Origin of the sequence: Micromonospora sp. BRA006-A (assembly GCF_033433935.1) — a bacterium.
Classification (GTDB): domain Bacteria; phylum Actinomycetota; class Actinomycetes; order Mycobacteriales; family Micromonosporaceae; genus Micromonospora; species Micromonospora aurantiaca.
Genome location: NZ_JANCLW010000001.1, coordinates 3,907,086 through 3,925,724 on the forward strand (window position 1 = coordinate 3,907,086; position 18,639 = coordinate 3,925,724).

General features: G+C 73.6%; 16 protein-coding genes and 1 riboswitch. Of the genes, 8 read left to right on the top strand and 8 right to left on the bottom strand.

Features of this window, described 5'->3' with window-relative positions; all coding sequences use genetic code 11:
• Window positions 1-1,284 carry a sulfite oxidase gene (locus NMK34_RS17840; protein ID WP_318334373.1) on the top strand — a complete coding sequence of 428 codons (1,284 nt, stop codon included), beginning with the start codon at window positions 1-3 and terminating at the stop codon, window positions 1,282-1,284.
• Window positions 1,285-1,291: 7 nt separating this feature from the next.
• On the opposite strand, the gene NMK34_RS17845 is transcribed toward NMK34_RS17840, so the two are convergent.
• From NMK34_RS17845 to NMK34_RS17855, 3 genes are all read right to left on the bottom strand, one after another.
• On the bottom strand, window positions 1,292-1,834 hold the full coding sequence (locus tag NMK34_RS17845) for an RNA 2'-phosphotransferase (protein ID WP_318334374.1): 543 nt from the start codon (window positions 1,832-1,834) through the stop codon (window positions 1,292-1,294).
• A gap of 259 nt (window positions 1,835-2,093) precedes the next feature.
• Window positions 2,094-3,143, bottom strand: coding sequence for an aldo/keto reductase (locus NMK34_RS17850; RefSeq protein ID WP_318334375.1), 1,050 nt, complete (start codon window positions 3,141-3,143; stop codon window positions 2,094-2,096).
• 75 nt (window positions 3,144-3,218) lie between these two features.
• Window positions 3,219-5,156: an ABC transporter ATP-binding protein gene (locus NMK34_RS17855; protein ID WP_318334376.1), complete on the bottom strand. Its 1,938-nt coding sequence runs from the start codon at window positions 5,154-5,156 to the stop codon at window positions 3,219-3,221.
• 249 nt (window positions 5,157-5,405) lie between these two features.
• Between NMK34_RS17855 and pgi the strand changes: the two genes are divergently transcribed.
• A complete protein-coding gene (gene pgi, locus NMK34_RS17860) occupies window positions 5,406-7,040 on the top strand; it encodes a glucose-6-phosphate isomerase (RefSeq protein ID WP_318334377.1) in 1,635 nt (544 codons plus the stop codon).
• A 45-nt stretch (window positions 7,041-7,085) separates the two neighbouring features.
• On the opposite strand, the gene NMK34_RS17865 is transcribed toward pgi, so the two are convergent.
• Window positions 7,086-7,496 carry a type II toxin-antitoxin system Phd/YefM family antitoxin gene (locus NMK34_RS17865; RefSeq protein WP_318334378.1) on the bottom strand — a complete coding sequence of 137 codons (411 nt, stop codon included), beginning with the start codon at window positions 7,494-7,496 and terminating at the stop codon, window positions 7,086-7,088.
• Window positions 7,497-7,534: 38 nt separating this feature from the next.
• Window positions 7,535-8,077, bottom strand: a complete 543-nt coding sequence (locus NMK34_RS17870; RefSeq protein ID WP_318334379.1) for a GNAT family protein — start codon at window positions 8,075-8,077, stop codon at window positions 7,535-7,537.
• A 59-nt stretch (window positions 8,078-8,136) separates the two neighbouring features.
• Here NMK34_RS17870 and NMK34_RS17875 point away from each other — a divergent pair, with 59 nt between their 5' ends.
• The 6 genes from NMK34_RS17875 (at window position 8,137) to NMK34_RS17900 (ending at window position 14,919) form a co-directional block, all read left to right on the top strand.
• Window positions 8,137-9,471 (top strand): SWIM zinc finger family protein, encoded by a 1,335-nt coding sequence (locus NMK34_RS17875; protein WP_318334380.1) that lies wholly within the window; start codon window positions 8,137-8,139, stop codon window positions 9,469-9,471.
• On the top strand, window positions 9,468-12,017 hold the full coding sequence (locus NMK34_RS17880) for a hypothetical protein (RefSeq protein ID WP_318334381.1): 2,550 nt from the start codon (window positions 9,468-9,470) through the stop codon (window positions 12,015-12,017). The genes NMK34_RS17875 and NMK34_RS17880 overlap by 4 nt, the downstream gene beginning before the upstream one ends.
• A 118-nt stretch (window positions 12,018-12,135) precedes the next feature.
• Window positions 12,136-12,246: riboswitch (SAM riboswitch) on the top strand.
• A 33-nt stretch (window positions 12,247-12,279) separates the two neighbouring features.
• Window positions 12,280-12,405 (top strand): hypothetical protein, encoded by a 126-nt coding sequence (locus NMK34_RS17885; RefSeq protein ID WP_318334382.1) that lies wholly within the window; start codon window positions 12,280-12,282, stop codon window positions 12,403-12,405.
• 110 nt (window positions 12,406-12,515) lie between these two features.
• Window positions 12,516-13,370 (top strand): ABC transporter substrate-binding protein, encoded by an 855-nt coding sequence (locus tag NMK34_RS17890; RefSeq protein WP_318334383.1) that lies wholly within the window; start codon window positions 12,516-12,518, stop codon window positions 13,368-13,370.
• A gap of 38 nt (window positions 13,371-13,408) precedes the next feature.
• Entirely contained in the window at window positions 13,409-14,185 is a 777-nt protein-coding gene (locus tag NMK34_RS17895; RefSeq protein WP_318334384.1) for an amino acid ABC transporter permease, read from the top strand.
• Window positions 14,182-14,919 (top strand): amino acid ABC transporter ATP-binding protein, encoded by a 738-nt coding sequence (locus NMK34_RS17900; protein ID WP_318334385.1) that lies wholly within the window; start codon window positions 14,182-14,184, stop codon window positions 14,917-14,919. Before NMK34_RS17895 ends, NMK34_RS17900 begins: the two co-directional genes overlap by 4 nt.
• Window positions 14,920-14,928: 9 nt before the next feature.
• Here NMK34_RS17900 and NMK34_RS17905 read toward each other — a convergent pair whose 3' ends face one another.
• Genes NMK34_RS17905 through NMK34_RS17915 form a run of 3 tightly spaced genes read right to left on the bottom strand, consistent with a single transcriptional unit; the run spans window position 14,929 to window position 18,547 of the window.
• Complete coding sequence (locus NMK34_RS17905) at window positions 14,929-15,849, bottom strand: carbohydrate ABC transporter permease (protein WP_318334386.1); 921 nt, start codon at window positions 15,847-15,849, stop codon at window positions 14,929-14,931.
• Window positions 15,846-16,871, bottom strand: a complete 1,026-nt coding sequence (locus NMK34_RS17910; RefSeq protein ID WP_318334387.1) for an ABC transporter permease — start codon at window positions 16,869-16,871, stop codon at window positions 15,846-15,848. The genes NMK34_RS17905 and NMK34_RS17910 overlap by 4 nt, the downstream gene beginning before the upstream one ends.
• Window positions 16,868-18,547 carry an extracellular solute-binding protein gene (locus tag NMK34_RS17915; RefSeq protein ID WP_318334388.1) on the bottom strand — a complete coding sequence of 560 codons (1,680 nt, stop codon included), beginning with the start codon at window positions 18,545-18,547 and terminating at the stop codon, window positions 16,868-16,870. Before NMK34_RS17915 ends, NMK34_RS17910 begins: the two co-directional genes overlap by 4 nt.
• Window positions 18,548-18,639 lie beyond the last annotated feature (92 nt).

Below are 18,639 nucleotides of genomic sequence, written 5' to 3' on the forward strand. Positions count from 1 at the left end.
GTGAGTCAGTCCCCGTCCCCCGCCGAAGCCGTCCACGACGCCGACCGGAGCCGGCAGTGGCTCGCCGGGCAGGCACACGGTCCGGGCGTCGACCGCGACCGGCTGCTGGAGGTGGGCGCGGCGATGGCCGCGGTGACCGCCGCCGCCGCGGAGCGCGAGCCGGTCGCGGTGGCGTCCGCGCCGGTCGGCGTCGACCCCGGCGCGCCGATCGTCAAGCCGCTGCCGGCGGACCTGCTGCGCCCGCTGGACACCAACGCCGAGATGCGCTGGCCGTCGATGGCCGGCCAGGGGTACGTGGTCCCGATCGACCGCTTCTTCGTCCGCAACCACACCGTCACCCCGCACCTGGACGCGGCCACCTGGCGGCTGCGCCTGTTCGGCGACGGCCTGCGCGGCGCGCCGACCCGGGACGACGCGGTCGAGTTCGACCTCGACGAGCTGCGCCGGCTGCCCGCCGAGGAGCACGCGGCGCTGCTGGAGTGCGCCGGCAACGGGCGGCGCTACTTCGCCGAGCAGCAGGACGAGCCGACCCCGGGCGTGGCGTGGGGGCTGGGCAGCGTCGGCGTGGCCCGGTGGCGGGGCGTGCCGCTCGGCACGGTGCTGCGCCTGGCCGGACTGCGTGACGAGGCGGTCGACGTGATGCCCGAGGGCCTCGACCCGGACTACGTCAGCGGCGGCGTCAACCTCGGCCGGGTACGCCGACCCATGCCGGTAGCGAAGGCGCTCGACGACGTGCTGCTGGCGTACGAGATGAACGGCGAGCCGCTACCCCCCGACCACGGCTTCCCGGTGCGCGTCGTGGTGCCCGGCTGGGTCGGCGTCTCCTCGATCAAGTGGGTCGGGGCGATCGAGGTCTCCACCACTCCCCTGTTCTCGCCGTGGAACACGCAGTTCTACCGCATGTTCGGCCCCGGTCACCCGGCCGACGGCACCGTGCTCACCGCCCAGCCGGTCCGCAGCGCGTTCGAGCTGTCCTGGGACGCCCGGGTGCCGGTCGGCGAGGAGACGATGCTCACCGGCCGTTCCTGGTCCGGCAACGGCCCGATCACCCACGTCGAGGTGGACACCGGCGACGGATGGCGCCCCGCCGACCTGGTCGCCGCCGACCGGGGCGGCGCCTGGCAGCGCTGGACCGTCCGGTGGCGCCCCCCGGCCGCGGGCCGGCACGTGCTGCGTGCCCGCGCCACCGACTGCACCGGCGCCGTCCAGCCCGACCGGGCCGCGCCGAACGACCTCGCGTACCTGTTCGACGCCGTGGTGGCCCACCCGGTGACCGCCTGCTGACCGCCGCTCAGGTGGTGCTGAGGTAGGGCGGCGGCACGGTGTCGGTGAGCCACACCCCGTTCGCCGAGCGGTAGAACAGGTACCCGGCCTCGGCCATCGCCGCCGCGTCCACGGTCAGCACCACCACCGCGCCGCCCCGGCGCGCACCGACGCGCCGGGCCGTCGCCACATCAGCCGACAGGTGTACGTGGTGCCGCCCGCCCCGGCGCAGCCCCTGCGCCCGGATCGCGTCCAGCACGGCCTCGCCGGTGCCGTGGAACAGCCGGGACGGCGGCGCGGCCGGGGTGAGGCCGAGGTCGACCGGCACGGAGTGCCCCTGGTTGGCGCGGATCCGGTCGGCCCCGTCCGGACCGGCCTCCACCGCGAAGCGCTGCTTGTCGTTGCCCGCTACCACGGCGTCCAGTTGGGCTCGGCTGATCCTCAGCCCGGCGAGCACGTCGGCCACAGGCACCCAGCCGGCCCGGTCGAGTCGCAGCCCGTACGCGTCGGGCCGGTGCCGCAACGCCAGCGACAGCCGCTTGCTCACCCGAACAAGATCGCGATGTTCCACAGGCCCAGTGTGATTCCGCAGCCGTCCCCTGTCGACGCAGTTCCCCTGCCCGCCCTCCCCTTCGCCTCGCCTCGCCTCGCCCCGCCCCGCCCCGCCCCGTCGATCTTGCGGTTTCGGACCCTCGGATGTCCGGTTCGCGCTCTTCGCCGGGGCAGGAAGCCCATGATCGACGAGCCGGGGAGCCGAGGGTCGGGACGGAGGCGGGACGGACGGAAGGGCGGGTGAGCGGGCGGGACCGGGCGGGCGGGAAACACGTGGGTCAGGCGGCGGCCCGCTCGGGGAGAGGGCGGCGGCGGTGGGACGGGTCGGTCAGCGTGGGCGGGGACCAGGCGCCGTCGGGCTGGTAGAGGTTCGTGCCCGGCGGGACGATCTCGTCGATCCGGTCCAGCACCGCGTCGTCGAGCGTCAGCTCCGCCCCGGCCAGCAGCGCGTCCAACTGGTCCATGGTGCGCGGCCCGACGATGGTCGAGGTGACCGCCGGGTGCGCGGCGGTGAACGCCACGGCGAGCTGCGGCAGCGTGCAACCCACCTCGCCGGCGAGCGCGACCAGGTCCTCCACGGCGGCGTACTTGGCGGTGTTGCCCGGCAGCGCCGGGTCGAACCGGGCCGGGGTGAGCGCCGGGCGGCCCGCGCCGAGGTCGACGGGCCGGCCCTGCCGGTACCGGCCGGACAGGAACCCGGAGGCCAGTGGGCTCCACACCAGCACACCCATCCGGTAGCGGCGGCAGACCGGCAGCACCGACGTCTCGATGCCGCGCGCCAGGATCGAGTACGGCGGCTGCTCGGTGCGGAACCGGGCGAGCGCCCGCCGCTCGGCGACGTGGTGCGCCTCCACGATCTCCTCGGCCGGGAAGGTCGAGCAGCCGAACGCGCGGATCTTCCCGGCCCGGACCAGGTCGGTGAGCGCGCCGAGCGTCTCCTCGACGTCGGTGGTGTGGTCGGGACGGTGTACCTGGTAGAGGTCGATCCAGTCGGTGCCCAGCCGGCGCAGGCTGTCCTCGACCGCCCGGACGATCCAGCGTCGCGAGTTGCCGCCCCGGTTGGGCCCCTCCCCCATCGGGAAGTGGACCTTCGTGGCGAGCACCACGTCGTCGCGGCGGCCGCGCAGGGCCTTGCCGACGATCTCCTCCGACTCGCCGGCCGAGTACATGTCGGCGGTGTCCACGAAGTTGATCCCCTGATCGAGTGCCCTGTGGACGGTCCGGGCGCAGTCGTCGTGGTCGGGGTTGCCGACCGCGCCGAACATCATGGTGCCGAGGCAGTGGACGCTGACCTCGATGCCGGTGCCGCCGAGGACGCGATAGCGCATGTGAACTCCCTGGATTGCCGCGCCGGCCGGGTGGCGCGCGGTCCGGTCACGGTAGGAGTTCGAGTGCGCTGGAGGTCAACCGTCGGCGGATTCCGCGCTGCCGGCGAGATAGCCGGCCGCCTGCAACTCGAACAGCTCGCGGTAGAGCCCACCCTGCGCCATCAGCGTGTCGTGGTCGCCTGACTGCACGAGCCGGCCGTGGTCCATCACGAAGATCCGGTCGGCGTGCCGGACGTTCGCGAGCCGGTGGGTGATCAGCACGACGGCCCGGTCCGGGTGTCGCCGCAGGTGCTGGAAGAGGGCGTGCTCGGCACGCGCGTCCAGCGCTGCGGACGGCTCGTCGCAGATCAGCAGCCGGGCGTCGCGGTAGAGGCCGCGTGCGGCCACCAGCCGCTGCCACTGCCCGCCGGACAGGTCCTGGCCGTCCTTGAACTGCCGGTCCAGCAGAGTGTCGTACCCGAACGGCAGCTCGCTGATCATGTCGTGGGCGGCGGCGTCGCGGGCGGCGGTCTCCACGCTGGGTCCCTGCGCGCCGGCGCGGTCGTGGCGGCCGACGCGGATGTTCTGCCGGGCGGTGAACGGGAACCTCCACCAGTCCTGGCTCATCACCGCGACCTGGGCGGCGGTCTGGCGTGGGTCCAACTCGGCGGCGTCCACGCCGTCCCAGCGGATCGTGCCGCCGGTGGGTCGGTACAGGCCGGCGATCAGCTTGGCGAGCGTGGTCTTGCCGGAGCCGTTCTCCCCCACCAGCGCGATCACCTCACCGCGCCGGAACGTGAGGCTGACCTCGTCGACCGCCGCGCTGTCGGTGTCCGGGTAGCGCAGGCTGACCCGGTCGACGTCGATGCGCGTGAACCCGTCGACAGGCAGGTGCCCGCCGGCCGGGATCCGCCGGGTCGCCCGGTCGAGGAAGTCGCGGTAGTCCTGGTAGTAGAGCGCGTCCTCGTAGAGCGAGTTGGTGGCGAAGATGGCGGTGCGCAGGCTCGTACGCGCGGACTGGAGCGCGAGCAGCGCGGTGGCCGCGGCCGCGAGTGCCACCACGCCCCCGACGAGCAACGCGCCCAGCACCACGTAGAGCCCGAACGTGGCGACGCCGGTGATGGACAGGCCGATCGCCCGGGTGACCGTCTGCGCGCGGGCCAGGCGCAGTTCGGCGCGGGTCTCCAGGCGCGTCATGAGGTGGTACTCGGAGAGCAGGAAGTCGCGCATCTGGTACGCGCGGATCTCGGCCGCCGTGTGCCGGTTGGCCATCAGGTCGCCCAGCATCCACTTGCGTCGCCGCCGGGTGATCCGGGCGAGCCAGTCGACGTGCTGGCGGCGGGCCATCCGTACCGCCGTCACCGCCTCCGGCGCCGCGGCCACGATCAGGCAGGGCAGCAGAAGCGGGTGGATGATCGTCACGGCGGTTGCCGTGGCGATCACGCCGACCACGCCGGTGACCAGGTTGACCGTGTCGTTGACCAGGGAGCCCGCCTCGACCAGTCCGCGGTCGCGGGCGCGGTCCATCTCCTCGGCGAAGCCGGCGTCGTCGAAGGCCGCCAGCTCCACCGCTGAGGTCGTCTCGAACAGCCGCCGCTCCACTGTGAAGTTGATCTGCGGTACGAGCCGGGCCTGCGCCCATCCGGCGGCGATGGTCAGCGCGCCGCGCCCGGCGACGGCGGCCGCCGCCAGCGTCAGGGCGGGCAGCGCCGCCCGGATGCGGTCCGGTGTCGGGCCGGCCGCGAACAGCTGGTGGAGCACTCCGGTGGTGGCGAGCAGGCCCAGCGTGGTGAGCACGCCGGCGGCGACGTTGAGGCCCAGCGACGCGGCGGTGTCCCGGCGGCTGGTCGCCCAGGCGAGGCTGATCGCCTCGCGGATCAACGCGGGCAGCCGGCGTGCCACCGACCAGAATCCGGTGTGGGCCAGCTCGGTGGCCCGGTGCATCCAGTGCGGATCGACGAGCTCGGGCAGGGTCGTCTCCCCGGCCGGCTCCTCCGGGTCGGACGGCGGACGTGGGTGGATCACCCCGGCCATGGCACCCCCCCTCGACGCGTTCGGGCAGCAACGCTGGATACTACGTTCAGCTATCGGAGGATGTCATTCAGTAGTCGGCGTGTCGTACAGGTGTCCCAACGGCGTGTCCCGCGGCGGTGACCGGAATGACCCGCCCGCACGGTGGTCGCCGCCGGGTCGCGTCGCGCGCGACCGGTCCGGGTGGCAGGCTTGTGGGGTTCGCCGGCGTGCGCCGGCCGACCGCCCGTCGTGAAGGAGAAGATCGACCCGATGGCTGTGGACGTCACCACCACCGACGAATGGCAGGCGCTGCGCAAGCACGCCGAGGCGATGCGCGCCACGCACCTGCGCGACCTGTTCGCCGCCGACGGGCAGCGGGGTGAGCGGCTCACCGGTGAGGTCGCCGACCTGCACGTGGACTACAGCAAGAACCTCGTCACCGACGAGACGATCGCACTGCTCGGCGCACTCGCCGAGCGGGTCGGCCTGACCGGCCGGATCGCGGCGATGTTCGCCGGGCGGCACATCAACGTCACCGAGGACCGGGCGGTGCTGCACACCGCGCTGCGCCTGCCGGCGGACGCGTCGCTCACCGTGGACGGCCAGGACGTGGTCGCCGACGTGCACGCCGTGCTGGACCGCATGTCGACGTTCGCGCAGCGGGTGCGCTCCGGCTCGTGGCGGGGCCACACCGGCGAGCGGATCACCACCGTCGTGAACATCGGCATCGGCGGGTCGGACCTCGGGCCGGTGATGGCGTACGAGGCGCTGAAGGCGTACCGGGACGCGGGCATCAGCTGCCGGTTCGTGTCGAACATCGACCCGACCGACATCCACGACAAGACCGCCGACCTGGACCCGGCGAGCACGCTGTTCGTCGTGGTCTCCAAGACGTTCTCCACCCAGGAGACGCTCGCCAACGCCGACCAGGCGCGGCGCTGGCTGCTCGCCGGGCTGGACGCGGACGACGACGCGGTGGCCCGGCACTTCGTCGCGGTCAGCACCAACGAGCAGCGGGTCCGGGACTTCGGCATCGACCCGGAGAACATGTTCGGCTTCTGGGACTGGGTGGGCGGGCGCTACTCGCTGCCGTCCGCGGTCGGCCTGTCGGTGATGCTGGCGATCGGGCCGGACCGGTTCCGCGAGATGCTGGCCGGCTACCACGCGGTCGACGAGCACTTCCGGTCCGCGCCGGTGGAGCGCAACGTGCCGGCGCTGCTCGGCCTGCTCAACGTCTGGTACACCGACTTCCTCGGCGCGGAGACCCACGCGGTGCTGCCCTACTCGCAGTACCTGCACCGGTTCCCCGCCTACCTCCAGCAGCTCACCATGGAGAGCAACGGCAAGTCGGTACGCGTCGACGGATCGCCGGTGACGTACCCGACCGGGGAGATCTTCTGGGGCGAGCCGGGCACCAACGGGCAGCACGCGTTCTACCAGCTCATCCACCAGGGCACCCGGCTGATCCCGGCGGACTTCATCGCGTTCAGCCGGCCCAACCACGACCTGGGCGACATGCACGACCTGTTCATGTCGAACTTCTTCGCCCAGACCGCCGCGCTGGCGTTCGGGCGGACCCGGGAGCAGGTGGAGGCCGAGGGCACCGCGCCCGAGGTGGTGGCACACCGGGTGATGGCGGGCAACCACCCGACCACCTCGATCCTGGCGCCGAAGCTCACGCCGGCGACGCTGGGTCAGCTGATCGCGCTCTACGAGCACATCACGTTCACCGAGGCCGCGATCTGGGACATCAACGCCTTCGACCAGTGGGGTGTGGAGCTGGGCAAGGTGATGGCCAACCAGCTCGCGCCGAAGCTCACCGGGCCGGACCCGGACCTGGCCGACGTGGACACGTCGACCGCCGAGCTGATCCGCCGCTACCGGGCCGAGCGCGGCCGGAGCTGACCGCACCCCGTGGCGTCCCGCGTAGACCGGGCGGGACGCCACGGGTCAGCGGCGCAGCAGGTCGGCGTGGGCGGCGCGCAGCCGGGTCAGCGCCGCGTCGCCGGCCGGCGCGCGGCGGTCGAGTTCGGCCCACGCCTCGGCGAGCGCGTCGGCCAGCGCCCGCAGCTCGGCGGCGTGCCGCCGGCTGGACTGCCGGTGCAGCTCCTCCAGGCGACGGGCCCAGCCGGCGCTGATCGCGGCGACGCGTTCGGCGTCCGCGCGCGCCTGGGCGCCGGTGCGGGCGGCGGACGCGGGCACGATCGCGGCGACCGGCCGGGGATCGCCGTCGCGGGTGACGACTGTGACGGTGTCGGTCAGCTCGGCCAGGGAGACGAGCTGGGTGAGCCGGGTGCGGACCTCGCGCAGCGGCAGGGCGCGCGGCTGGGGGGATTGGTCGGCCAGTGCGGGGACAGCCATGGACAGATGTTCACGTCCGGGTACGACAATTTCGGCGGTCAGGCGGTCCACTCCGGCGCCAGCACGGACCAGACCTCCAGATCGGCGCGGCCGTCGGGCGTCGGTGCGGCACCGCGCATGACGCCGTCGCGGCTCATGCCGAGCCGTCGCGCGACGGCGACGCTGCGGTCGTTGCCGGTTTTCGTGACCCACTCGACGCGGTGGATGCCGCGCTCCCGCACCGCCCAGTCGATGACGAAGCGGGCGGCGCGGGTGACCAGGCCCTGCCCCTCGGCGCCGGGTTCCAGCCAGCAGCCGGCCTCGCACACCCCGCGTTCGGTGCTCAGCGACACGAACAGCACGCCGCCGACGAGCGTGCCGCGCTGCCAGATGCCCCAGATGCCGCCGTCGTCGCGGGCCCACCGGTCGGCGTACGCCTGGAGGACCTTGCGCGCCGACTCGGCGTCGGTGGCGACGAAGGACGCGCCCACCCAGGGCGAGATGTGGTCGCGGCAGCGGTCGAGGTTGGCCAGGAACTCGTCGGCGTGCCAGGGCGACAGTGGCCGCAGCTCGGCGTCATCGGTGAGGGCGTGGGCGAACATCAGGGGAAGCTAGCAGGACCGTCGCGCTTTTGTCGGTCGGTCCCTCTACGGTCTGCGCCGTGAACGCCGTCCAGACGTACCGATATCTTCAGCCGTCCGCGCTGCGCGCCGCCGGTCTCGATCTGCAGACCTGCGGCGGCCCGGCGGCCAACCCGCGCTTCTTCGCCGGGTTCCTCACCGCCCCGGCCGCGTCGGCGGCCGGGCTGCTCGCCGTCGCCGAGGTGGCTCGCACCCGCTACCACCAGCCGGTCAACCCGGCCAGCCTGGACCCGGTGGTCACCGGCAGCCGCGGTCGTCTGCGGTTCGAGTCGTTCTCCGGCTGCTGCGGGGTGTACGCGCGGATGGACGTGCTGCCGGCCGGGCTGGACGGCGAGATCAGCGGCCACGGCACCACGAACGTGGACGTGAACCCGCCGCTGCGGGAGGCGCTGGCCCGGGTGGGCGGCATCGAGCCGCTGCACGTGGCGGTCGGCCCGGACGACCTGACCGTCTCCACCATGGACGGCTCGGTGGTCGAGCGGAAGGTGCCGCTGCCCGGCCGCTGGCTGCGCGGCTTCGCCGAGGTGCACGTGCTCACCGCCGGCTTCGAGCCGCGCGCCGAGATCGCGGCGGCGGAGGCGGCGGCGTTCCTGCGCCGGCTGCCCGCCGCGACCGACCGCAGTGTGCTGTGGGCGGTGCCCGCCGGGCGTACGCTGCGGCTGACCTCCCGCCCGGTGCCGGGCGCTGTCTGCCTGGCCGGCGCGGGCCGGCTCGCGGCGCTGCGCGGCGTGCTGCGGCACGCGCGCACCCTGCGGGTGTACGGCCCGGCGGCGCGCGCCGGGTCGCCGGCCGTGCCGAGCACGTGGGAGCTGGACACCGGGGCGTTGCGGCTGTCGCTGACGCTGTCCCCCGAGCCGTACCGGGGGTTGTCCGGTGAGGGCGCCGCCCTGGCGGCGCTCGCCGGTGACGACGTGGTGGACGACGCGGAGCTGGTCGGCGCGCTGCTCAACTGGGATCCGACCGTCGACGTCGCCGCGCTGGCCGACGCCGCCGCGCTGCCCGACGAGCGGGTGCGTGCCGCGCTCGCCCAGCTGGGCACCGCCGGGCGGGTCGGGTACGACGTGGCGGACGGGGCGTACTTCCACCGGGTGATGCCCTACGACGCGGGCCGCGCGGAGCGGGACAACCCGCGGCTGGTCGGCGCGCGTGCGCTCGTCGAGCGCGGCGCCGTCGAGCGCGACGGCGAGAACGCGACGGTACGCACCGACGCCGAGACCTACCGGGTACGCCGGCACCCGGACGGCGCGTACTCCTGTTCCTGCCGCTGGTGGGCGCGGCACCGCGGGCAGCGGGGGCCGTGCCGGCACGCGCTGGCCGTGTCGATGGTCGCGGCGCCGGTGGGGGCGCTGTCGTGACCGGCTTCGTCGAGGCGGTGGTGCGCGGCAGGATGTCGCAGGTCCGGTCGGCCCTGGCCGGGTTGGACGAGCCGGCCCGGCGGGCACTCGGCGACGAGCTGGTCGCCGACGTGCGCCGCAGGCGGGACGCCTGGTGGTGGCAGGGCGAGGCGGCGACGCTGGCGGTCGCAGCGGTGGGGACGTTGAGCACCCCGACGAAGGTGGCCGCGCTGCTCGGCCGCCGCTCGGTCTGGCTGAACGGCGTCGACGCGGCGCCGGCGGTCGACGTCGCCCGGGAACGCGGGGTGACCTGGCTGGCCGACGTGGCGTACAAGCTGGCCGACCGGCTCCCCCGGGACCGGATGGTCGCGGGCTGGCGGTTCGTCGCCGGCCTCCTGACGGCCGAGAAGGCTCCGCCGCCGACCGGGGACGACTTCGTGCGAGGCTGGGCCGCGGCGCAGGGCTGGCCGGACCCGCGCGGGACGCGACCGCCGACCGTGGACCGGCTGCGCGCGGACCCGTTCCTCGACGCGCTGTTGCCGCGCCTGTTCGAGGTGGACGGGGTGGGCACCGAGCTGGCCCGCGGCGACGGTACGGGCACGGAGGCGGTGCCCCGGGCACTGGTGGCGCTGGCCGCGGAGGGCCGGCTCGACCGGGCGGTCCTGCTCAACGGCGTCCTGGGCCGGCTGTTGCGCGGCGACCGGCCGGGCGCGCTGCGCCCGTTCCTGGTCCTGCACGACCTGCTGGCGCCGACCCCGGACGAGGTGGCCGTGCGGTCGAGCGCCTACCTGCGGCTGCTCGCCGACGGGCCGGGGCCGGTGGCCCGCGCCGCCCAGCGGACGCTGCGGCAGGCCGGTGGCGTCGCCGAGCCGGAGGCGCTGTGGGAGGCCGCCCGGACGGTGCTGGCCCGGCCGGAGAAGGCGCTGGTCCGGGCGCAGGTGTCCTGGCTCGACCGGCTGGCCCGGCAGCACCCGGACCGGGCCCCGGAGATCGGTGCGGTGCTCGCCGTGGCGGCCGGCCATCCGGACGCCGGCCTGCGTGAGCGCGCGCTGACGCTGGCGCAGCGCCACGGTCACCGGCCGGTGGCCGTCGCCTCAGTGGCCGAGGCCCGCGACGACCTGCCGCGGCCGCTGCCGGCAGCGGCCGCGCCGCCGCCGATCCAGGACGTGGACGAACTGGTGGAGGAGGTCGCGGCGTCGCTCGGCCGACGCTGGCCCGCGCTGACGGCGGAACGCGTCATGGACGGGCTGGTCCGGCTCGGCACCGCCGACCGCGAACGGCTCGCGGCGGCGCTCCTGCCTGTGGTGCGCCGCGAGCGGGTCGGCGCGTACGACCATCCCTGGTCGGTGTTCAACATCTCGGTCCAGATGCACGGGCTCCTGCTGGCCGTCTGCGGCGCGGCCGAGGCGGCGACCCGGCGCGACCAGTGGAGCACGCTGCTGGCCGAGTCCCGCCCGCGCGCGCCGCTCCCGTTCCGGGGTGGTCCGCCGGTTCCGGCCACCCGCCGGCCCGCGCCCGTCCAGCTCGCCTGCACCCGGCTGGCCGAGATCGGGCAGCGGCTGGACGGACGCAACGATCCGGGCCTGCTGTCCGCGCCGACCTCGGTCACCGGGGCGATCGAGCCGGTGGCGCTCTACGAACGGCTGGCGGCGCTGGGTGACCGTCCGGTGTGGCGCTGGGATCTCGCGCAGGCTCTGCTGCGCCTGCCGGCCGGCGTCGACGGGCCGCTGGCCGAACGCGCCGCGGCGCTGCGCACGCCGGCCGGTGACGAGCTGGCCCGCTGGCTGCGCGGCGACGCCGTGCCGGCCCCCGCGCAGCAGGTGGTGACGGTGGGCCGGCGGGCGCGGTCGGCCGGGTACGACTGGGGCTACGACCAGCTGCCCGAGGGCCGGACGCTCGTCGCGCTCACCCCGCCGGACGGCGTCGAGGACCGGCTCGGCCTGCTCACCCTGACGCCCACGCCGATCGGCCGGTGGACCGACGGCTGGGGTGACGTCTGGCCGGCCGTCCTGCCCGGCCACCGGGGCGTGGTCGCCGCCCACCTGCTGCCCGAGGTGGCCGGCGCGGCGCAGGAGGACACCCTCGGGCACGCCGCGGCCCTGCCGGTGCTGGCCGAGTGCACGGGCGCGGGCGGACCGGCCCTCGATCTGGCGCTGGCCTACGGGTTGTGCGCTCGCCACGAGGCGGACCGGGTGGCCGCGCTCGACGCGGTGCTGATCCTGGCCGCCGGCGGTGACCTGGACGCGCCGGCGACCGGCGGGCACCTCGGCGCGCTGGCGGCCGGCGGGCAGGTGACGCTGACCCGGGCGGTCACGCCGCTACGCGACGCGGTGGCGGCGGGCGCCCCGCTGAGCGTGTGGCTGCTGCTCGCCGCGGCGTTGCCGCCGCTGCTGGCCGCGCCGACGCCGCCCCGGGGCACGCCCGACCTGCTGGCGCTGGCGGCGGAGACGGCGGCCGCGACGGGCGTGCGGATCGAGGTACCGGGGCTGGCCGACGTGGTGGCCCGGGGCGGCGGCAGCCGGCTTGTCGCCGAGGCGCGCCGGCTCACCGCCGCCCTGGCGGGGTGAACCTGGCCGCCGGCCGGACCCGCGCGGCGGTCGTCCCGGCCCCGCGGTGGGTGCCGCGCGTGAGGGTGGTCATAACCGCTGGACGACCGCCGCGGCGGTGCTGCTAGCCTTCTGGGCAGGTCATGAGCGCCAGCGCGAAGCCCCGGCTCGCTGGCCGGCAACCCTCCTCCGCGGTGGGGTGCCCCGGGTGAAGACCAGGCACCGGCAGCCGCCGGTGCAAGCGTGGCCTGGCACCCAGGTCAGCAACAGACCAGGGAGACCGATGTCCGCACCACCCTCCACCCCGTCCGGCGACGTCGCCGCGTACCCGGCCCGCTTCACGCTGGTCAAGCGCCGCCACGTCGACCTGATGCGGGTGTGCAGCGACGCCTGTCGCCTCGCGCGCTGAGCGAGCGCCACCCCTCCTTTCCCCGTTCCACCCTTCTCCGGCCCGGCCGTCCGTCCGGCGGGCCGGCGCCGACGCGCACCCCGCGCGTCCATCCACTCTGGAGAGACATCGTGCGTTTCCGTACCGTCCTGACCCGTGCCGCCGCCGCCGGCGCGGCCGCCCTGCTCGCCGTCACCGCGCTCACCGCCTGCGGCAACGACGACACCGCCGCGGCCGACAACCCGTACGGCCTGCTCCAGCCCGGCGTGATCCGCGCCGGCACGCTCACCGACGCCCCGCCGAACGTCTTCCTCTCCGACGGGAAGTTCACCGGCTTCGACAACGAGCTGCTGCGTGCCGTGGCCGACAAGATCGGCCTGAAGGTGGAGTTCGTCGGCACCGACTTCTCCGGCCTTCTCGCCCAGGTCAACAGCGGCAAGTTCGACGTGGGCAGCTCCTCGATCACGATCACCGAGGCGCGGAAGAAGACGGTCGACTTCGGCAACGGCTACGACTTCGGCTACTTCGGCCTGGACGTGCCGGCCGGCTCCTCGATCACCGGCTTCGACCAGCTCGCCGGCAAGCGGGTGGTGGTGGTCCAGGGCACCGTGCAGGACGACTACGCCACCAAGCAGAACCTCGACCCGGTGCGGGTGCCGGACTACAACAGCGCGATCAACCAGCTCAAGGCCGGTACCGCTGACGCGTGGATCGCCCCGGCCGAGATCGGCGACAAGTCCGCCGCCGACAGCAACGGCAAGATCAAGGTCGCGGCGAAGCAGCTCAGCCCCACCCCGACGGCGTACGCGGTGGCGAAGGGCGACGACAAGCTGCGCGAGGCGCTGAACAAGGGCCTCGACGAGGTCATCGCCGACGGCACGTGGAGCCGCCTGCAGGCCGAGTACTACCCGGGGCGGCCGATCCCGGCCGGCTTCAAGCCTGGCAGCGGGTCGGTGGCGGTGCCGTCGCCGTCAGCGGCTTCCTGAACCGGTAACCGAGTACGAGCGGGGCGGACGGAGCGGACATGGATCCACTGAGCACGCTGTGGGAGACGTTCTTCGACTGGGACTCGATGCGCGAGGCGCTGCCCGAGATGCTCACCGTCGGGCTGCCCAACACGCTCACCCTGGCGGTCTCCGCCGCCCTGCTCGGCTCGGTGCTGGGCATGCTGCTGGCCGTCGCCGGCATCTCGCGTACCCGATGGTTGCGGTGGCCGGCGCGGGTCTACACCGACGTGTTCCGCGGCCTGCCGGCCGCGGCGACCATCCTGCTCATCGGCGTGGGCCTGGCGCCGCTCGGCATGCAGGTGTGGGGCCCGAACCCCTATCCGCTGGGCGTGCTGGCGCTGTCCCTGATCGCCGCCGCCTACCTCGGTGAGATCTTCCGGGCGGGCATCCTGAGCGTCGAGGCCGCCCAGTTGGAGGGCGCGCGGGCGCTCGGCTTCTCCTGGGGCGAGGCGATGCGCCTGGTGATCATCCCGCAGGGTGTACGCCGGGTGCTGCCCGCGTGGGTCAACCAGCTCATCGCGCTGATCAAGGACTCCAGCCTGGTCTACTTCCTCGGCCTGCTGGCCAGCCAGCGGGAGCTGTTCCGGATCGGGCAGGACTACGCGGCCAACACCGGCAACCAGTCCGCGCTGCTGCTGGCCGGGTTGTTCTACCTGGTGCTGACCGTGCCGCTGACCCACGCGGTGAACTGGCTGGACCGGCGCCTGCGGCAGGGCCGCCCGGCCGCGCCGCCCGAGCCCGAGCCCGACGCCGAGCCGGCGGATCTCACTCCGTCCGGAAAGAACCCGCGATGACCACCACGACCTCGGTCAGCCTGGCCGTCCGCGACGTGCACCTGGCCTTCGGCGCGCACCGGGTGCTGCGCGGCGCGGACCTCGACGTGGCCCGGGGCCGGGCGGCCTGCGTGATCGGCCCGTCCGGCTCCGGCAAGTCGACGCTGCTGCGCACCATCAACCGGCTGATCGAGCCGGACCGGGGCGACGTGCTGCTGGACGGGCGCAGCGTGCTGCGCGACGACCCGGACGCGCTGCGCCAGCGCGTCGGCATGGTGTTCCAGCAGTTCAACCTGTTCCCGCACCTGAGCGTGCTGCGCAACATCACGCTGGCGCTGCGCAAGCTGAAGAAGCTCGGCGAGGACGAGGCGGTGGCGCTGGCCCGCGCCCAGCTCGACCTGGTCGGCCTGGCCGGCAAGGCGGACGCGCGGCCCGCGCAGCTCTCCGGCGGCCAGCAGCAGCGCGTCGCCATCGCGCGGGCGCTCGCGCTGCGTCCGCAGGTGATGCTGTTCGACGAGGCGACGAGCGCGCTGGATCCGGAACTGGTGAAGGGCGTGCTCGCGGTGATGGCGGACCTGGCCGCCGCCGGGATGACGATGGTCGTGGTCACCCACGAGATGGGGTTCGCGCGCAGCGTCGCCGACACTGTGGCGTTCATGGACGCGGGCGTGGTGCTGGAGGCCGGGCCACCGGAGGCGGTGTTCGAGGCGCCGGAGCACCCGCGGCTGCGACGCTTCCTGTCCCAGGTGCTCTGAGCAGGCCGGTCAGCCCTTCACCGCGCCGATCAGCACGCCCTTGACGAAGTGCCGCTGGATGAACGGATAGACAGCGACGATCGGCGCGACGGTCAGCACCACCACCGCCATCTTGACCGCCTCGGTCGGCGGCATGGTCACCCCGCTGCTGCCGCCCGAGGTGTGCGGGGCCTGCCCGGCCAGCAGGTAGCTCTGGAGCACCCGCTGGATCGGATACATGTCGTTGCGGTCGATGAACAGCAGCGCGTCGAACCAGACGTTCCAGTAGCTGACCGCGTAGAACAGGCCGACCACGGCGATCACCGCGCGGGACAGCGGCAGCACGATGCGGGCGAGCGTCCGGAAGTCGCTCGCGCCGTCGATGCGGGCGCTGTCCAGCAGTTCCGACGGGATGCCCTGGAAGAACCCGCGCACCACGACCAGGTTGAACACGCTGATCGCCGGCGGCAGGACCAGCGCCCAGATGGTGTCCTTCAGCCCCAGCCCGGTGACCACCAGGTAGCGCGGCACCAGCGGCGGATAGACCAGGAACGGGATCAGGAAGTACGCCAGCAGCCAGCGGTGGCCCAGCGAGCCCGGCCGGGACAGCCCGTACGCGGCGAGCACGGTGACCGTGAGCGCGATGGCGGTGCCGAAGACGGTGACCAGCGTGCTGATCCACAGCGCCCGGGTGACCGCGCCGCCGGCGAAGATCGTCTCGTACGCGGACGTGTCGATCCCCCGGGGCACGACCACCAGGCCGCCGGCCCGCGCGATGGTCTCCCGGGAGGAGAGGCTGGTCACCAGGATCACCCAGAGCGGGAACAGCACGCCCGCCACCAGCACGGTGAGCATGACGGCCTTGAGCCCTTGGCCGACCGGGGTGGGCGGTTCCTGCCACACCGGCCGGCGGGATCGGGTGCCGGACGCCCGGCGGATCAGCGTGGTCATGACTTCGAGTAGATCCCTCGTTCGCCGAGCATGTGCGCCACGCGGTTCGCGGCCAGGATCAGCACCAGCCCGATGACGGCCTTGAACAGTCCGGCCGCCGCGCCGTAGCCGTAGTTCCCGGTGGCGATGGAGAAGTGGTAGACGAAGGTGTCGAGCACCTCGGCGGCCTGCCGGCCGACGGCGTCGCGTTGCAGCAGGAACTGCTCGAAGCCGACCGAGAGCGCGTCGCCCAGGCGCAGGATGAGCAGGAGCACGATCACCGGGCGCAGGCCGGGCAGCGTGATGTGCCACAGCCGCCGCCACCGGCCGGCGCCGTCCGCTGCGGCGGCCTCGTAGAGGTTCTGGTCGATGGTGGACAGCGCGGCGAGGAAGACGATGGTGCCCCAGCCGACGTCCTTCCACACCGCCTCGACGGTGACCAGGACGATGAACGTGTCCGGGTTGGTCATCACGTTCCACGGTTGCATCCCGGCCTCGCGCATGCTTTGGGCGAGCAGCCCGGCGCCGCCGAGCATCGCGACGAAGAACGTCACCACCAGCACCCAGCTGAAGAAGTGCGGCAGGTAGACGATCGTCTGGATCAGGCCGCGCAACCGGCTGGACAGCAGGTTGTGCAGCGCGATCGCCAGCAGGATCGGCAGCGGGAAGAAGAAGACGAGCTGGAACGCGGTGATCGCCAGCGTGTTGCGGAACGCGTCCCAGAACGCCGGGTCGTCGAACAGCAACTGGAACTGCCCGAAGCCGATCCAGTCGCTGTGCAGGAACGCCTGCCACGGGTTGTCGCCCAGGTAGGGGTTGTAGTCCTGGAACGCGATCACGTTGCCGGCGATCGGCAGGTAGCTGAAGATCAGCAGGATGAGGAAGCCGGGCACCACCATCGCGAGCAGTTGCCAGTCCCGGCGCAGCCGGGTGCGCAGCGGCACCCGGCGGCGGGACGGGCGGCGTCGGGGCGGGCGGCCCGGTGGGGCCGGCGCGTCCGGCCGGGCCCGTTCGGGCCCGGCCAGGACGGCCGGCTCGTTCACCGGCCCTCCTTGGGCAGCGAGTCGGCGAGCAGTCTGCGGGCCTCCTCGCCGCCGTTCGCCTTCCACTCCGCGACGATGGCGTCCACGTCGCTCAGCGGCCGGCGGCCGCGCAGCACGTCGGTGAACTTGTCCTCGGTGGGCACCTGGTTGGCCTTGTAGGCCGCGGGCATCTCCAGCTTCACCCCGGCCCAGGGGTTGGGCTCCATGTGCTTGACCATCTCGTTGGAGTACGCGAGCACGTCCGGCACGAAGCGCGGGGTGTCCGGGAACGGCCCGATGGTGGGGTTGCGGCCGCTGATGAAGAAGTACTGGTTGGCGATCTCCTTGAACGCCAGGTCGGTCTTGACGGGACCGTTCGGCGACGGGGTGTGGTGTTTGCCCGCCACGCCGAAGTCGCGTAGCTGGGCCTCCTGGCTGCCCAGCGGCGCGGAGCACCAGTTGATGATCCGCAGCAGTTCCTGGACCCGGTCCTTGCCGAGGCCCTTCTTGACGAACGTGTAGGAGATGGGCTCGTCGTCGCCCCAGACCAGCGGGTCGCCCCCGGTGGCGGAGAAGACCGGCACCGGCTGGATGTTCAGCTTGGGGTTGGTCTTCTGGTGCTCGGCCTGGGCGCCCTGCCAGAAGCCGACACCGTCCTGGAGGAACACGATCGCGCCGTTCTTGGCGAACAGCTGCTTGGCGTCCGCGCCCTTGCTGGCCACGACGTCCGGGTGGACCAGGCCGTCCGCGTAGATCTTGGCCATGACCTCCAGCGCGCGGCGGAACTCCGGGGTCTCGTACTTGAACTCGGGTGTGCCGTCCGGCTTGACCCGCCACCCGCCCTTGTGGCCCGGCACCTTGTGGAACATCTGGATCATGGCGAAGACGTCGTTGAACGCCCACACCTTGCGCGCCGGGTCGGTGACCTGCTTGGCCGCGGCGAGCAGGTCGTCCAGGTTCGACGGCACGCCCAGGCCGCGCGCGTCGAGCACGTCCTTGCGGGTGAACAGCGCCCACGGGAACGGGCCGTCCGTGGGGTTGGGCACGGACATGATCCGCTCGTTCCACACCGCACGCCGCCAGGCCCCGGTGGGGAAGCTCGCCAGCATCGGGTACGCGGCGGCGGCGTCGCCCCTGAGGTGGTCGGTCAGGTCCTCGAAGAGCACCTTGATCGCCTCGGCGAAGCGCGGGATCTTCTCCACCTCCCACCCCGGCACGCACAGCAGGTCCGGTACGTCCCGCGCGCCGAGCATCGCGTTGAGCTTGTCGGCGTACGTGTTGCCGTCCTGGATGGTGAAGTTGACGGGCACGCCCAGCTCGGCGTTCACGGCCTGGAGGTAGGCGCTCTGCGCGGCTCCGGGCGGCGCCGGGCCCCACGCGGGGGTCATGGCGGTGACCTGCTTGCCGCTGGTGCCGGGCTTGTCGGTGATGGCGTCGACGAGGTTCGCCGGGTAGCTGGTGTAGCCGTCGGGCACCGGGCGCGTACCCGTGATGTCGGGTTTGATGCCGCCGGGCAGGTCCTTGCGGGTGGGCAGCAGGCCGGAGACGGCGTCGAGGTTCTGGGCGGCGCCGGAGCCGGCCGGCTTCTCCGAGCAGCCGGCGAGCAGCGGGCCGGTGGCGGTGGCGGCCACGCCGAGGCCGACCAGGCCGAGGAAGCGGCGGCGGGAGGAGCCCGGGTCGGGGTGGTGCGCGGTCATCGGTCCCCCTTCGGGAAGGGAAGCGCAGTGGATTAGTTCGTATGGATGGTCAACAAACTAATCACGACCGTGAGCTTGCACAAGGGCGGACC

Coding starts and splice junctions, on each gene's coding strand:
- NMK34_RS17850 (WP_318334375.1), bottom strand. CDS start 3,143: ATGCGCTATCGCGTCCTCGGCGGCACCGGCATCGAGGTCAGCGTCCAC.
- NMK34_RS17855 (WP_318334376.1), bottom strand. CDS start 5,156: ATGGCCGGGGTGATCCACCCACGTCCGCCGTCCGACCCGGAGGAGCCG.
- pgi (WP_318334377.1), top strand. CDS start 5,406: ATGGCTGTGGACGTCACCACCACCGACGAATGGCAGGCGCTGCGCAAG.
- NMK34_RS17865 (WP_318334378.1), bottom strand. CDS start 7,496: ATGGCTGTCCCCGCACTGGCCGACCAATCCCCCCAGCCGCGCGCCCTG.
- NMK34_RS17870 (WP_318334379.1), bottom strand. CDS start 8,077: ATGTTCGCCCACGCCCTCACCGATGACGCCGAGCTGCGGCCACTGTCG.
- NMK34_RS17885 (WP_318334382.1), top strand. CDS start 12,280: ATGTCCGCACCACCCTCCACCCCGTCCGGCGACGTCGCCGCGTACCCG.
- NMK34_RS17895 (WP_318334384.1), top strand. CDS start 13,409: ATGGATCCACTGAGCACGCTGTGGGAGACGTTCTTCGACTGGGACTCG.
- NMK34_RS17900 (WP_318334385.1), top strand. CDS start 14,182: ATGACCACCACGACCTCGGTCAGCCTGGCCGTCCGCGACGTGCACCTG.
- NMK34_RS17905 (WP_318334386.1), bottom strand. CDS start 15,849: ATGACCACGCTGATCCGCCGGGCGTCCGGCACCCGATCCCGCCGGCCG.
- NMK34_RS17915 (WP_318334388.1), bottom strand. CDS start 18,547: ATGACCGCGCACCACCCCGACCCGGGCTCCTCCCGCCGCCGCTTCCTC.